The following is a 14,054-nucleotide window of genomic DNA, read 5'->3' on the forward strand; positions in this document are numbered from 1 at the left end:
TCCCTTATTTTACGTCAGTGATGATGTTTGATACAGTTCGATAAGTTTCAGATAAAACTGTTCTTCACTCTGTTGTTCCAATAGACCTGAACCTGGCATCAAAGAGTAATGCATCTCCTGCAGGTTTTCAAATCTGTCTGGTAGAAGTGCTGCGAGGATATTGGCTGAAACTTCTTTTCTGACCAAGATAGAAGGAGGAATGAGTCCTGCCTGTATAAGTTTCATGATGGATGCTGAGTCATAGTGTACATGATGATGTTGTCCATGAGGACAAGTCTGTGTACTGACAAGCGTTTTACATGTATCACAATAGACAAGCTCATCGATGGTTTTAATGTCAATATTGATGTCCTGGCAACGATCGAAGACAGAACTTAGACGGTTTTTATCATAATACAGACCCAGCCCACCATGATTTTTACCGATGACCAGTTGGCTGCACCCATAATTTTTCGCTAAAAGCGCATCTAAAATGAGTTCATTATACCCTGCAAAGATATAGGTGTTCTCAAATGGAATGATGATGACTTTATTGCGTGGTAAAAAGTTATCGACAAAGGTAGTTAGTGCATTATGACGTATATCATAACGAAGTCCTTCAGAGGTAAAAGGTTTTCGTAAAAAGATCACAAGAAGATCGGAGTTACTGATAGCTTCACGGATCATTCTTTCGTGTGCACGGTTTAAAGGGTTCGCTGCAAGCATCATAGATGAGATATGCTTGGCACCTGTTTTTGTGATCATCTTTTTGATACGCTTGATGTTGTCTTCTATCAGTGGATAGGTGACAGTATACTCTCCGGATACCGCTATTTTACCTAGTCTTAATATGGTATTTCTCACGCCTGGGTGTGTAGTGTCTGAAGTACCATAGATATTCTGAAGACGCTGTACTGGATCGACTTCAAATGTCTCTTCTACGATGAGTTCACCCACTATTTTTCCATCATTGATGAGTGAAACAACGTCATCTTTTTGTAGATCCTTTAGGGTTTGATGATTTTTTTTACCTTGAGGTGCGAGTATAAAAGAAAAAGGGAAAGGTACACCTTTGTACATTTTAGTCTCATCGACATTTTGGGCTTCTTTTTTGTTCATCAGCTTTTCTACAGGAGAGATAAGCCCTGCTTTTACCAATGCTAAAGTAGATAAGGCCTCAGTGTCAATATAGAGTGATTTATTTCTTTTTGAATAGACCATATTTTTTCCTTTTCTCCCATAAACTTTTTCTTGAGATTCCTAATTTTTTAGAGAGTTCTGTATCTGGAAATTTGTATTGAAAACTATTTACAATGAATTTAACATAGTCATCAATGGTCAAGATCTCATTTTGGTCATAGAGTTTAGAGTCCGTGTTGAGGGTAATGGTCTCGAAATCAGTCTCCAGGTCTGCAGTACTGCATAAAATGAAATCATACTCCTTCAACATCTCCATCAGAGCTTCTTTGTCTGTTTTCTTGAGTTGATGGATCTCGGTAATATAAAGCAAGGTGCTTGGACTGCTTTTTTGTATTTTTTCTTTCCAGTTTTTATCACTTAAAGGGATAAAGGTAAGCCGGGTGTTTGTTTGTGTTGCATGCTCAAAAACGATCTTATCTACAAGCCTTTGATAGTTTGTCTCTATGACAAGTGGCGTAGTGATCTGCTCTATATCAAAACTTGTTTCTATATCTTGAAGAAGGTTTTGCATATATTCTTGATACAAAGAGGTTTGTTGTTTCAGTGACTGGTACTCTTTATAATGCTCTATCTTACGCATAAGGTCTTCTAACATAAACGGTTTAACGATGTAGTCTTTTGCACCTAGCTTCAGTGGCTCTCCGACCGTATCATTGTTGATATAGTTCACCATCAAAATAATGATCTTATCCTTAAACTGTTTGATAAGCGGTGAAGTGTTCTGTCCTGGCAAATTTGTCGAAAGCAGATAGACATCACCTTGACTGTCCATTGCCTCTTTAATGGAACTGAATATTTCAGTCTCATAGCCATTTTCATTTAGTTTAGAGGCGATACTTTGCGCCAAATAGAGTTCATTTTCTACAATGATTATTTTCATATGTTTTTCCAATTCAAATAAGTTAAGTTTACTACGGAGTGCACTGTCACACCTTCTTTTCGTCCTACAAAACCGAGTTTTTCAGCCGTTGTAGCTTTGATATTCACAAAGTTTTTTCTAATACCGAGTATGGAAGCGAGTGTGGTTCTCATAGCTTCCTTATAAGGTAAAAGCTTTGGCGCTTCAGCCATGATAGTAAGATCTACATTGCCTATGGTATAGCCAAAAGACTCGATCTTTTTTACTGTGTCCTGAAGCAATACTTTAGAGTCTGCTCCAGCATAAGCCTCTTCAGTATCTGGGTAAAGTTCACCGATATCACCCATGCCTGCAGCACCTAAAAGTGCATCTATAAGTGCATGGATGGCAACATCACCATCACTGTGTGCTTTAAATCCATAATCGACATCTATCTTGACACCACATAAAAACATTGCTTTGTTTTTTTCAAAAGGATGTGTATCTAACCCAAAACCAGTGAGTGTTTTCGGTGAAGGTGCCTGAATGCACGAGAGTTTTTTCAGATCTTCCATGGTCGTAAGTTTATGCGCATCCACTGAGCCTTCCACAAAATGTACCTTTTCTCCAAGAGAAGCGATCGCAGAGCTGTCATCAGTAAATATCGTTTCAGTTTCGAGTGCTTTTTTGAGCATTTTAGTAACAGAGAGTTGAGGGGTTTGAATGATCTTTACTTTGTCTCTGTCTATAGGTGTATTATCCAGATAGAGCGTATCAGCCACAGGGAGTACAGGTACGATGCAAGCCCCTTGTTCTTTAGCTTCCATGATACGGGCTATCATATCTGAAGGGACACAGCACCTAGCGATGTCACTCACAAGTACATACTCTGAAGTTACTTTCTGAAGCGCATTGGTGAGTGAAGCCTGTCTACTGTCTCCACCTTCAATATAAGTAAAGGAAGCAAAATTTTTCATAAGACGTATTTCATCCTGTGTGGATACGATTATGATCTGATCAAAATCGGCACTCTTTTCAAAGTGTTCAGCAACGTGCAACCATAAAGGAATATCCCCAGTATAGAGCCACTGTTTTTTCATCCGAGTTTTAAATCTTGAGGAGCTTCCTGCACCTAAAAGTACCAAAGTAGTGTTTGACAAGTTCATTCCTAAATATCTATACCAAGTATAGTGTGTATCAAATAGTAACGAATTATACTCATAGAACCCTTTAGTCATACTTTATCGGACAAATTTACTCTTAATTACGATATTAGGCGTTTTTTTCAATCTAATTTAAGATTCAATTGGTATAACTCCTATATCATTAACGAAATAAAAATTAAGTTAGGAATAAATAACATGACACAAGAAAATGTATTAGAAGCGTTGAAGAACGTAACATATCCGGGCTTCACGAAAGATATCGTAACATTCGGTTTTGTCAAAGATATCGTTATCAATGGAGATACTATAGGTTTGACAATAGATATTACATCATCAGCGGATGAAGTAAAGGCACAACTTAGACTTGAAGCAACCACTGAACTCAATAAACTCGGGTTTAAAGATGTGAACATTAATATCACTGCACCAGAAGCACCAAAACAAATGTCTAACTCAGTAAGTGGTAAGAATATTGCACCACATATTAAGAACTTTGTAATGGTAAGTTCAGGTAAAGGTGGGGTTGGTAAATCTACAACTTCTGTAAACATTGCAGTGGCTATGGCAATGCAAGGTAAGAAAGTCGGTCTTCTTGATGCAGATATTTATGGACCGAACATTCCTCGTATGATGGGTGTTGAAGGTCAAAAACCGGAAATTGAAGGGAACAAAGCAGTACCATTAAAAGCATATGGTGTTGAAATTATGTCTATGGGTTCATTGATGGAGCCAGGAACATCTCTTATCTGGAGAGGTTCTATGATTATGAAAGCGATCGAGCAGTTCTTGAGAGATATTCTTTGGTCTGAACTGGATGTACTTGTGATCGATATGCCTCCAGGAACTGGTGATGCACAGCTTTCACTTGCACAAGCTGTACCTGTGACTGCGGGTATCACTGTAACAACACCACAAGAGGTTTCTCTTGATGACAGTAGACGTTCATTGGACATGTTCCAAAAACTACATATTCCAACTGCGGGTATCATTGAAAATATGAGCGGATTCATCTGTCCTTCGTGTGATACTGAGTCTGATATCTTTGGTATGGGTACAACAGAACCAGTAGCTAAAGAGTATGATACAAATGTGGTCGCTCGTATTCCGATAGAGCCAGCAATTAGAGTAGGTGGAGATACTGGTATGCCAGTCACCTATCACAAACCAGACTCTGAAACGGCTAAGCGTTATCAGGAAGCTGCAACGAACCTTCTTGCATTTATAGATAAAGTAAATGCTGAAGGTGGAGCAGATAACTCTAGTGTACAACCCACAACACCTCCAGGTGTAAGTGCTTGTAGTACTGGTGCAGGAGCAGCTTCTGCACCAGCAAAGGAAAAAACTGAAGGCGAAAGCTGTGGAACAGGCTGCGGCTGCCACTAAATTTTCACATTTTTTTGCATTTATGACCGAATCGCTTTGTTGCGTTCGGTCATAAATATTCAGTATACTCTCTCACTTCACTCATACCACTCAATCCAATCTCTAGTAAACATCATTTAACACAAGTGCAACTTAGTCGCATTTAATAAAGTTTCAGTTATAATCCCGCCATGAAAATAGAAGAACTTATCAAAGATAAAAATATCAAGCTTACCACTGCAAGAGTAAAGCTTTTAGAGATCTTAAAAGAAGCGGACAGACCTTTATGTTATGAAGAGATCAAAAATGATATCTCTATGGATAAAGCGACTTTTTATAGAAATATTTCCAAATTTGAGGAAGAGGATATATTGAATGCTTTTGAGTCCAATGATAAAAAAAGATACTTTGAGGTCAAATTAAATCCGCATGCACATTTTGTTTGTGTAAAGTGTAATAGTGTAGAGTGCATTAAAAATATTGATATCACATTGCCACATTATGAAATTAATAATGTGATTATCAACGGTACATGTCCGTCATGTTTAACATCAGTGTAATTTACGAATAGTTTAACACCTTATTTAATTTAATCATACGAAAGGAGACAATTTTTATGAAACTAAAACAGTCTGTGAAGTTACTACTTATTGCTCTTTTTGTATGGACATCTCAGAGTACAACCATTCATTTTCAACATCATGAGCTGGAGGAGATCTCAGAATGTAACGTCTGTGATACATCCCAGAAGATGAAGCTTTATCAACACAATAGACATGTGGTTGTGAGTAATGAGAACCTTGCTGTAAAAATAAGAAGAGAAGTGGAAAAGGTTGTTGTTAATTCAAGCTTTGACTATACAGGTGTACCACAATTTAAGCAGATTGATATTGTGAAACATTCACAATATAATGATAACTCCGTATTACTTGGGTTTAATGCTACTGCACCTCCAGTATATTTTGCATAATCAAGAAATAATTCAACAAAAACCATTTTCAAAAACAAAAAATATTAATAATTAAGGACAATACACTATGAAAAAAATAGTATTAACAAGTATGCTTTGTGCAGGACTCTCTTATGGTGATATAGCACAACTTTTAGAAGAAGACAAAAGAACGTTTGACAGTTCAAAATATATTCCGGATATCTCGCTCATTACGGATTTCTCTTATGTAAACAATAGCATTAAAGATGATGAGTTGTCTCATCTCGGACTTCCTGGTATCGCACATGGACTCTATGCAGAGCATGCGCACGGTGGAAGCAATGAGGCTACATATAATGCAAACCAGGGATTTAATTTTAACTATGCGGAACTGATACTCTCAAGCAATGTGGATCCATTTTTCAGTATGGATGCTACGTTTCACTTCAGTGAAAATGGTGTCGAAGTAGAGGAGGCTTATTTTACCTCGACAGCACTGGGACACGGACTGAGATTAAGAGGTGGTAAACTGCTTTCAAATTTCGGATATATCAATGCGCAACACCATCACTATTGGGATTTTGGGGATATGCCACTCGTCTATGAATCATTTTTGGGAACGCACGGGATCAACGAATTGGGTGCTCAGATGCAATGGACAGCGCCAACACCATTTTATCTTATGGCAGGGTTTGAGGCACTTCAAGGTGAAAATGAACAGATGTTTGGAAATGAATCATATAAGGATGGTGAGGGTGAAGCAATTATAGATGGTTCAACAGCACCATCTCTATACGTTGGGTATGTGAAATCCTCTTTTGATATGGGTGATACTACCATTTTTGGTGGACTGTCATATGCTCAAGGAGATTCAATGCTAGACCATAGTGACGACCATGAAGATCCTCATGTATTTAGTGGTGATAGCAAGCTTTATGGGGCTGATCTAGTAGTTCTTCATTCTATTGATTCATATAGCTCTATAAAATGGCAAACTGAGTGGTTAAGCAGAGAGATGGACGGTACACAATATAATTTAGATCCTAATGATATAACAAGCATCCAAACATCTCCAAGTATAAATAAAAAACAGAGCGGACTCTATTCTCAGCTGATCTATACTCATGACAAAAATTGGAGAATGGGCGTTAGATATGATACAATTTATCAAAATGATATTTCAAAGGATGGTGTCGATATGAATGAAGTTGATGATTTCAACAAGTACTCCGCAATGATTGAATACCACACGAGCGAATTTGCACGTTTTAGACTTCAATATAATCGTAATGAAGCTATGTACAATGAAGCGGGTTTAAGACAAAACCTCGATACGATTATGTTACAGGCAAATATTGCTATCGGTGCGCATGCGGCACACTCTTTCTAATATGAAAAAGATACTTGTTTTACTAACACTTCTACCTCTGTCTTTGTTCGCTAAACTCACTATAGCGGTGAGTTATCCCTATATTGGTGCATTGACAAAAACGATAGGTGGAGAAGATGTCAAGGTAACAGTTTTAGCAAAAGGCAAGTGGGACCCTCACTTTATCATCCCTCGTCCTTCACTTATTAGCAAGATGAGAAATGCAGACGCAGTGATCATGAATGGCGGACAGCTTGAGATAGGCTGGCTCCCTCCTATCATTAATCGTGCCGGTAATCCAAAAACGATGCCCAATACGAAAACGTTTTTAAACCTTTCGCACCATATCAAGCTTATCAACAAGCCAAAAAGTGTTGACAGGAAACATGGGGATATTCATCCTGACGGGAATCCGCATTTTCATATCAGTCCGAAAAATATCTTGATCTTGGCAAAAACCATAGAAGAGTTTCTTAGCAGAATAGATACAAAAAACAGAGATACGTATAAAAAAAACTATCATGATTTTTCTAAAGTTTGGCATCAGAAAATGGCTCTTTGGAAGAAGAAAATGAAGGACAAAAAGGGCTTGAAAGTCATTCAGTTTCATGATAATCTTGCGTATTTTAATAAAGAGTATGGTCTTGTGAATATAGGAACGATTGAACCGCTTCCGGGGATCCCACCCTCTTCAAAACATACGATTGAGATCATTAAGCTTATCAAAAAAGAGCAGCCGTGCTGTATTTTACATGATGTTTATCACTCGACAAAAACAGCTGATTTTATAAGCGACAAAACTGGTATCAAGGTCATTCTTATGCCACATGATATAGAAGCACTTGAAAATATTGATAACCTGAGTGCTCTTTTTGACTATCTTACAGGTGCGATAAAATGATAGATATTTTGCTCATTCCCATTCTTTTGGTTGTTGTGCTTGTGATGCTTCATGCCTACTTTGGTATGGAAATTTTAAAGCGGGGGATTATCTTTACAGACCTTGCTATTGCTCAGTTTGCAGCGCTTGGTTCATCGATCAGCCTGGGGTATTTCCATGAAGAGTACTTTTATCTTTTGACCCTGAGTTTTGCTTTGTTGTGCGCTTTTTTGATCGCTTTTACTTCGACTAGAAAACTTCATTTGGAAGCATTTATAGGGATCCTTTATATTTTGGGTGCCAGTGGAATCATGATGGTCCTTTCACACTCCTCTGAAGGTATGGAGCATTTCAAATCACTTCTTGCAAGCGATATACTTTTCACACCCCTTAATGATGTTTTGCAAAGTATTATTATCTATACTTTCATTGCCATGGCACTCTACTTTGTCTACCCGAAACTAAGCGGGTTTTTTAGGGAACTCTTTTTCTTCTCGCTTCTTGCGATCACAGTCACTTCTTCCGTTTCACTTGCAGGTGTTTTTGTGGTGTTTGTACTTCTTATTGCACCACCCTTTGTTTCTCTTTCTTTAAATGTGCAAAGACCATTGTTCAGCAGTTTTATTTTTGGATGGTTCTTTAGTATCGGTGCCATTATCATATCTTATTTTTATGATTTACCGACAGGTTACAGTATTGTCTTTATGGGTGCACTTCTCACTGTTATTATCGTCATGATGGCATCCAAAAGCGAGCAGAAAAAATGATCTCTCTGATCATTTTTTGAGTGATTGCATATTTATTTCGCTACAATACATAAAAATAAACATATGGACAACACAATGACACCAGCAGAAAAACTCAAAAACCTATTAGAACTTGAGATCATTCCAGATTTGGAAGTAGCGATTGACGAACTTTTTGCAGCCATAGACAAAGCAAAATCTGCTTCAAAAGAACAAAAAGAAGACCTCGAAGAGATGCGAGAGATGCGAACAGAATGTTTTGCGATCATCGAAGAACTTGGACGTAATGAGCTTGAAGAAGAAGAGATAGAAGAACTCCTTGCTGAACTAGTCGATATGAAGACGGAAGAATAGGCGAGTATAACCTTTTTCAAAAGGAACGGAGCGAGTTTGTAGTTATAAAATGATCAAAACTTGATTTCTCTATTGACATTTTAATATTAATTGATATAATATCACCGCTTTTTAAAAATTTAAAATACAAGGAAAAAAAATGAAAAAAGTTTCACTATCAATCGTTGCACTATTGGCAATGAATACATTTACATTTGCAGGTGGGGATTTCACTACTCCGGTAGAACCGCAGGTCACTATACCAGAAGTCGATGAATCAACTGGATCTTTTTATGTAGGTGCAGGTTATACATATATAAATTTAGATGCTTCAGGGAACTTTGGTGAGCACGATGGTGATGCAACACTTTTACTGGCAGGTTACAACTTCAACCAATATATCGGTGTAGAGGCTAGATATGCCGGTTTAACTGACTGTCTTGAGAATGCTGCTATCTATGCGAAGCCAATGTACCCAATCGGTGATGCTAAAGTATACGCACTGCTTGGATACGGAGAAACTACATTTGACAAGGGTCCTTCATTTTCAGAAAGTGGTTTCCAATGGGGTCTAGGTGCAAACTATGCAGTGACTGAAAATATCGGCGTATTTGCAGACTATACAAAACTGTATGATGATACAGGATTTGATAATGTTGCTGTTAAAGAAGATGTTACAGTCGATGCTATCAACGTAGGTGTAACGTATACTTTTTAAGTAGATATATCTGTGGTGGCTGTTCAGATTTTCTCTGGCGGCCACAGACTTTTTTTAAAAATAATTTTATATTTTCTATAATAACTAGAGAATTTTTTCCCTTCATAAATTCATAAATTTTTTATCCCTCTTTTATTGTTTTAAACTTAAGTCTATTTTTAGCCTTTTTACACTATAGTTCGTTATCAACCTCTCGGGGCGCTAATACCTTTTAACAAGGGTATGGGCTGAGATAGCATTAAAAGTGCTTGTCCCGCTGAACTTGAACTGGTTAGGACCAGCGTAAGGAAGAGAATTGTGACTAATTATATAAATTTTAAAACTTAGAATTTATCTGCTTTTTTACTCCTCTTCCCATAAATTTAATAGATAATTAAAAGGGAATACAATGACAAAACCATACAAAGATACATTAACCACTTCAAATGAGTTGCTTACTCGTGATCCGTTTCCGGCTTCACAGAAAGTATATTTACAGGGTGAAATACATAAAGATATAAGAGTACCGGTACGTGAGATCACTTTAGGTGATGAATCAAAACTCAGAGTCTACGATACATCTGGTCCATACACAGACCCAAGTGTAGATATTGATGTCGGTGAAGGGATCCCTGCTATCCGTAAAGAGTGGATCGTCGGGCGTGGTGATGTAGAAGAGTATGAAGGACGCATCATGGCGCCTGAAGACAATGGTTACAACACTGATGAACAACTTGAATTTGTAACAGCAGGAGCAAAAGGGCTTGTACGTACACCGCTTCGTGCGAAAAAAGGCAAAAACGTTTCTCAGCTTTGGTATGCAAGACAAGGAATCATTACACCAGAGATGGAGTTCATTGCAATTCGTGAAAACCAAGATAGAGCGATGAATGAAATGTACCTTCAAGATGAAGAGAGAGAAACCAGACTTAAAGGTGAAAATTTTGGTGCAAACCTCCCAGAGGTGATCACACCTGAGTTTGTACGTCAAGAAGTAGCAGCCGGTCGTGCGGTTATTCCTTGTAATATCAATCACCCGGAAGTTGAACCTATGATCATCGGCCGTAATTTCCTTGTAAAAGTAAATGCAAACATCGGTAACTCGGCAACAACATCAAGTATTGCTGAAGAGGTAGAGAAGATGGTATGGTCAACACGTTGGGGTGGAGATACAGTCATGGATCTCTCAACAGGTAAAAACATCCATACAACCCGTGACTGGATCCTACGTAACTCTCCAGTGCCTATCGGGACAGTGCCTATCTATCAAGCACTTGAAAAAGTAAACGGTATCGCTGAAGATCTGACATGGGAAGTATTCCGTGATACACTCATCGAACAGGCAGAACAAGGGGTAGATTACTTTACCATTCATGCCGGGCTTTTACTGCACCATGTACCAATGACAACGAAGCGTGTGACGGGTATTGTTTCTCGTGGTGGAGCAATCATGGCAAAATGGATGATACATCATCACCAAGAGAACTTCTTAAATACACACTTTGAAGATATCTGTGAAATTATGAAAGCGTATGATGTAACTTTCTCTCTTGGTGATGGATTACGCCCAGGTTCTGGAGCAGATGCAAATGATGAAGCACAGTTTGCTGAACTTAAAGAGCTGGGACGTTTAACACAAATTGCTTGGAAGCATGACGTTCAAACGATCATCGAAGGTCCTGGTCACGTGCCAATGCATATGATCAAAGATAACATGGATAAACAGCTTGAGTGGTGTCATGAAGCGCCGTTCTATACACTTGGGCCCCTAACTACAGATATCGCGCCAGGATATGACCACTTCACGTCAGGGATCGGTGCAGCAATGATCGGTTGGTACGGGTGTGCGATGCTTTGTTATGTAACACCTAAAGAGCACTTGGGACTTCCAAATAGAGAAGATGTAAAAGAGGGACTGATTACCTATAAAATAGCTGCACACGCTGCAGATGTTGCTAAAGGACACCCTGGAGCACGTGCCAGAGATGATGCGATGAGTAAGGCAAGATTTGAGTTTAGATGGGTAGATCAGTTTAATATCGGTCTTGATCCTGAACGTGCACGTGATTACCATGATGCGACACTTCCTATGGAAGCAGCAAAAGTGGCACACTTTTGTTCAATGTGTGGACCAAAGTTCTGTTCTATGAAAATCTCTGCAGATGTACGTGAGTATGCAGATAGTTTAGGTACAGATGTAGAGAGTGCCAAGAAACAAGGGATGGATGAAATGTCTATGAAGTTTAAAGAGATGGGTTCAGAAGTCTATGTTGAAGCAGACAAGATAGAAGAAAAGTAAAAACATGAATATAGGTATTGCAGGTGCTGGTTTAGTAGGTAGGGTGTTAGCACTTAATCTACTGCAACGTGGCCACACAGTCACACTTTTTGATGAAGATACAGCCTATGGAGATAAAGCTGCAGGAATGACTGCAGCTGGTATGTTGGCTGTCTTTGCTGAATTAGAGAGTGCAGAGTCTGTCATTTTTGACCATGGAAATCGCTCTATTTCCCTTTGGCCGGCTCTGTTAGAACAGGTTGGTATTGCAGATGCGTATCAGCAAGAGGGCAGTATTATTACAGCACATCCTCAAGATTATAATGAGTTAGATCATTTTATCGATACGTTAAAATCGAAGGTAGAAAAAGCATCAGAAATAAAACTTCTGGACAGACAAGCATTGACACAACTTGAACCAGATTTGGATCAACATGCCAAAGCTTTCTATATACCACATGAAGGACAGGTAGATGCACAGCGTTTTATGAAAGCTTCAAGTGATTATTTGCTTGCACATTCTGACGTTACGTGGCACCAAGAGTCTAAAGTGACCCATGTCTCAGATGGTACTGTTACAGTAGGTGATGAGAGTAAAACATTTGATTGGGTATTTGATGCACGAGGACTTGGTGCTCAAGAAGAAATGGATGGTTTGCGTGGTGTACGTGGGGAGGTATTCTGGCTTGATGCTCCTGAGGTAAACATAACCAGACCCACACGTATGTTGCACCCCCGCTATAAAATCTATATCGTCCCACGGCCTAATAACAGGTATGTCATCGGTGCGACTGAGATAGAGAGTGAAGATAAAAGTCCAATGTCTGTACGTTCAAGTCTGGAGTTACTCTCAGCAGTCTATAGTATGCACTCAGGATTTGCAGAAGCACGTATTGTCAATATGCTTACAAATTGTCGTCCTACACTTAGAGATAATTTGCCAAAGATTGAACATACTACAAAAATGACACGTATTAATGGACTATACCGACATGGTTATCTATTGGCACCGGCGGTAGTAGAAGAAGCGTTGAATGGAGGAGTAAACAGATGATAAAAGTATCAGTGAACGGTGAAGTAAAAGAGCTTGAAGAAAATTTAAATGTAAGTCAGATGATAGACGCACTTGAATATAAAGTCAAAGGTTTTGCTGTTGCTGTCAATACTACTTTTGTTCCCATTGCCAAGTATGATCAGACAATTATAAAAGAGGGAGATACCATAGATATTTTGGCTCCCGTACAAGGTGGATAAAATGACTAAACACATAGAGACCAATGATACATGGCAGATAGGCGGAAAAACGTTAAGCAGTAGACTGCTTATAGGTTCTGCACTTTATCCAAGTCCGGCCAATATGGAAGATGCTATTAGAATTTCAGGTGCCCAAATTGTTACAGTGTCTTTGAGACGGCAAGCCGCAGGTGAAGGTGGGGGTAACCCATTTTGGGATATTATCAAATCTTTAGGCATAGAGGTATTGCCGAATACAGCAGGTTCACACTCTGCCAAAGAAGCTATCACCACAGCGCAGATGGCCAGAGAGGTTTTTGGTACGAACTGGGTAAAGCTTGAAGTGATAGGAGATCAGTACAATTTACAGCCAGACCCTTTTGAAACGGTAAAGGCAGCTGAAGTCCTTATCAAAGAAGGATTTGAAGTGTTTCCTTATACCACGGATGATCTGGTTGTTGCAAAGCGTTTAGCAGATGTGGGCTGTAAGATTATTATGCCATGGGGATCTATGATCGGTTCAGGGAAGGGATTGATGAATCCGGACAACCTTGTAGCCATTCGTAAGCAGTTTCCAGACCTGCAATTGGTTGTTGATGCCGGTATAGGAAAACCTTCCCATGCAGCACAAGCGATGGAGCTAGGGTACGATGGTGTGCTGCTTAACTCAGCCATAGCTTTGGCACAGGATCCTGTAAAAATGGCAGATGCTTTTAGATTGGCTGTTGAGGCCGGACGTTTGGGGTATGAAGCAGGCGTAATGAAAGAGCGTGAGTTCGCTTCACCTTCTACACCTACTGTCGGTACACCTTTTTGGCATCAGTTTAATTAATATAAAACTTCTCTACGCGCATTTAAGGATTATGATAGCTTATTTCTTGTATAAGTGGGTATCAATCTCTCGGGGTGCTAAATCTTTTAAGATTTAAGCTGAGATAGCCTAAAAAAGCTTGACCCGTTGAACTTGAACTGGATAATACCAGCGTAGGGAAGAGAATCGTATATAAACGTCTTCGATACATCATGTATCATTTTTTATCTA

General features: G+C 38.9%; 15 protein-coding genes and 2 riboswitches. Of the genes, 12 read left to right on the forward strand and 3 right to left on the reverse strand.

Going from position 1 to position 14,054, the window contains the following annotated elements; translation table 11 throughout:
* Positions 1 to 9: 9 nt before the first annotated feature.
* Genes LDM93_RS11105 through LDM93_RS11115 form a run of 3 tightly spaced genes read right to left on the reverse strand, consistent with a single transcriptional unit; the run spans position 10 to position 3,177 of the window.
* Positions 10 to 1,200: a sulfate adenylyltransferase gene (locus LDM93_RS11105; protein ID WP_223892472.1), complete on the reverse strand. Its 1,191-nt coding sequence runs from the start codon at positions 1,198 to 1,200 to the stop codon at positions 10 to 12.
* Complete coding sequence (locus LDM93_RS11110; protein ID WP_223892473.1) at positions 1,178 to 2,059, reverse strand: response regulator; 882 nt, start codon at positions 2,057 to 2,059, stop codon at positions 1,178 to 1,180. Before LDM93_RS11110 ends, LDM93_RS11105 begins: the two co-directional genes overlap by 23 nt.
* Complete coding sequence (locus tag LDM93_RS11115; RefSeq protein ID WP_223892474.1) at positions 2,056 to 3,177, reverse strand: bifunctional 2-C-methyl-D-erythritol 4-phosphate cytidylyltransferase/2-C-methyl-D-erythritol 2,4-cyclodiphosphate synthase; 1,122 nt, start codon at positions 3,175 to 3,177, stop codon at positions 2,056 to 2,058. The genes LDM93_RS11110 and LDM93_RS11115 overlap by 4 nt, the downstream gene beginning before the upstream one ends.
* A 201-nt stretch (positions 3,178 to 3,378) precedes the next feature.
* Between LDM93_RS11115 and LDM93_RS11120 the strand changes: the two genes are divergently transcribed.
* The 12 genes from LDM93_RS11120 (at position 3,379) to LDM93_RS11175 (ending at position 13,844) form a co-directional block, all read left to right on the forward strand.
* Complete coding sequence (locus LDM93_RS11120) at positions 3,379 to 4,566, forward strand: Mrp/NBP35 family ATP-binding protein (protein WP_223892475.1); 1,188 nt, start codon at positions 3,379 to 3,381, stop codon at positions 4,564 to 4,566.
* Between the two features lie 170 nt (positions 4,567 to 4,736).
* Positions 4,737 to 5,105 (forward strand): Fur family transcriptional regulator, encoded by a 369-nt coding sequence (locus LDM93_RS11125; RefSeq protein ID WP_223892476.1) that lies wholly within the window; start codon positions 4,737 to 4,739, stop codon positions 5,103 to 5,105.
* A gap of 56 nt (positions 5,106 to 5,161) precedes the next feature.
* Positions 5,162 to 5,515 (forward strand): hypothetical protein, encoded by a 354-nt coding sequence (locus LDM93_RS11130; protein ID WP_223892477.1) that lies wholly within the window; start codon positions 5,162 to 5,164, stop codon positions 5,513 to 5,515.
* Positions 5,516 to 5,582: 67 nt separating this feature from the next.
* The gene (locus LDM93_RS11135) at positions 5,583 to 6,866 is read left to right on the forward strand and encodes a hypothetical protein (RefSeq protein WP_223892478.1); all 1,284 of its coding nucleotides are present in this window, start codon (positions 5,583 to 5,585) and stop codon (positions 6,864 to 6,866) included.
* 1 nt (position 6,867) lies between these two features.
* Positions 6,868 to 7,746, forward strand: coding sequence for a metal ABC transporter solute-binding protein, Zn/Mn family (locus tag LDM93_RS11140; protein WP_223892479.1), 879 nt, complete (start codon positions 6,868 to 6,870; stop codon positions 7,744 to 7,746).
* On the forward strand, positions 7,743 to 8,492 hold the full coding sequence (locus LDM93_RS11145; protein ID WP_223892480.1) for a metal ABC transporter permease: 750 nt from the start codon (positions 7,743 to 7,745) through the stop codon (positions 8,490 to 8,492). The genes LDM93_RS11140 and LDM93_RS11145 overlap by 4 nt, the downstream gene beginning before the upstream one ends.
* A 75-nt stretch (positions 8,493 to 8,567) precedes the next feature.
* Positions 8,568 to 8,825, forward strand: a complete 258-nt coding sequence (locus LDM93_RS11150; protein WP_008245221.1) for a hypothetical protein — start codon at positions 8,568 to 8,570, stop codon at positions 8,823 to 8,825.
* 139 nt (positions 8,826 to 8,964) lie between these two features.
* Positions 8,965 to 9,522, forward strand: a complete 558-nt coding sequence (locus LDM93_RS11155; protein ID WP_223892481.1) for a porin family protein — start codon at positions 8,965 to 8,967, stop codon at positions 9,520 to 9,522.
* Between the two features lie 184 nt (positions 9,523 to 9,706).
* A riboswitch (TPP riboswitch) is annotated at positions 9,707 to 9,828 on the forward strand.
* Positions 9,829 to 9,910: 82 nt separating this feature from the next.
* Positions 9,911 to 11,800, forward strand: coding sequence for a phosphomethylpyrimidine synthase ThiC (thiC, locus tag LDM93_RS11160; RefSeq protein ID WP_223892482.1), 1,890 nt, complete (start codon positions 9,911 to 9,913; stop codon positions 11,798 to 11,800).
* 4 nt (positions 11,801 to 11,804) lie between these two features.
* A complete protein-coding gene (locus LDM93_RS11165; RefSeq protein ID WP_223892483.1) occupies positions 11,805 to 12,833 on the forward strand; it encodes an FAD-dependent oxidoreductase in 1,029 nt (342 codons plus the stop codon).
* A complete protein-coding gene (gene thiS, locus LDM93_RS11170) occupies positions 12,830 to 13,033 on the forward strand; it encodes a sulfur carrier protein ThiS (RefSeq protein WP_223892484.1) in 204 nt (67 codons plus the stop codon). Before LDM93_RS11165 ends, thiS begins: the two co-directional genes overlap by 4 nt.
* A gap of 1 nt (position 13,034) precedes the next feature.
* A complete protein-coding gene (locus tag LDM93_RS11175) occupies positions 13,035 to 13,844 on the forward strand; it encodes a thiazole synthase (RefSeq protein ID WP_223892485.1) in 810 nt (269 codons plus the stop codon).
* Between the two features lie 60 nt (positions 13,845 to 13,904).
* Positions 13,905 to 14,020: riboswitch (TPP riboswitch) on the forward strand.
* Positions 14,021 to 14,054: the final 34 nt, after the last annotated feature.

The organism is Sulfurovum sp. TSL6 (genome assembly GCF_019972115.1).
In the GTDB taxonomy this organism is placed as follows: Bacteria; Campylobacterota; Campylobacteria; order Campylobacterales; family Sulfurovaceae; genus Sulfurovum.

Bases quoted from the DNA above. Each gene is read 5' to 3' on its own strand.
- LDM93_RS11105 (WP_223892472.1), bottom strand. From the start codon at position 1,200: ATGGTCTATTCAAAAAGAAATAAATCACTCTATATTGACACTGAGGCC.
- LDM93_RS11110 (WP_223892473.1), bottom strand. From the start codon at position 2,059: ATGAAAATAATCATTGTAGAAAATGAACTCTATTTGGCGCAAAGTATC.
- LDM93_RS11120 (WP_223892475.1), top strand. From the start codon at position 3,379: ATGACACAAGAAAATGTATTAGAAGCGTTGAAGAACGTAACATATCCG.
- LDM93_RS11125 (WP_223892476.1), top strand. From the start codon at position 4,737: ATGAAAATAGAAGAACTTATCAAAGATAAAAATATCAAGCTTACCACT.
- LDM93_RS11130 (WP_223892477.1), top strand. From the start codon at position 5,162: ATGAAACTAAAACAGTCTGTGAAGTTACTACTTATTGCTCTTTTTGTA.
- LDM93_RS11135 (WP_223892478.1), top strand. From the start codon at position 5,583: ATGAAAAAAATAGTATTAACAAGTATGCTTTGTGCAGGACTCTCTTAT.
- LDM93_RS11140 (WP_223892479.1), top strand. From the start codon at position 6,868: ATGAAAAAGATACTTGTTTTACTAACACTTCTACCTCTGTCTTTGTTC.
- LDM93_RS11145 (WP_223892480.1), top strand. From the start codon at position 7,743: ATGATAGATATTTTGCTCATTCCCATTCTTTTGGTTGTTGTGCTTGTG.
- LDM93_RS11150 (WP_008245221.1), top strand. From the start codon at position 8,568: ATGACACCAGCAGAAAAACTCAAAAACCTATTAGAACTTGAGATCATT.
- LDM93_RS11155 (WP_223892481.1), top strand. From the start codon at position 8,965: ATGAAAAAAGTTTCACTATCAATCGTTGCACTATTGGCAATGAATACA.
- thiC (WP_223892482.1), top strand. From the start codon at position 9,911: ATGACAAAACCATACAAAGATACATTAACCACTTCAAATGAGTTGCTT.
- LDM93_RS11165 (WP_223892483.1), top strand. From the start codon at position 11,805: ATGAATATAGGTATTGCAGGTGCTGGTTTAGTAGGTAGGGTGTTAGCA.
- thiS (WP_223892484.1), top strand. From the start codon at position 12,830: ATGATAAAAGTATCAGTGAACGGTGAAGTAAAAGAGCTTGAAGAAAAT.
- LDM93_RS11175 (WP_223892485.1), top strand. From the start codon at position 13,035: ATGACTAAACACATAGAGACCAATGATACATGGCAGATAGGCGGAAAA.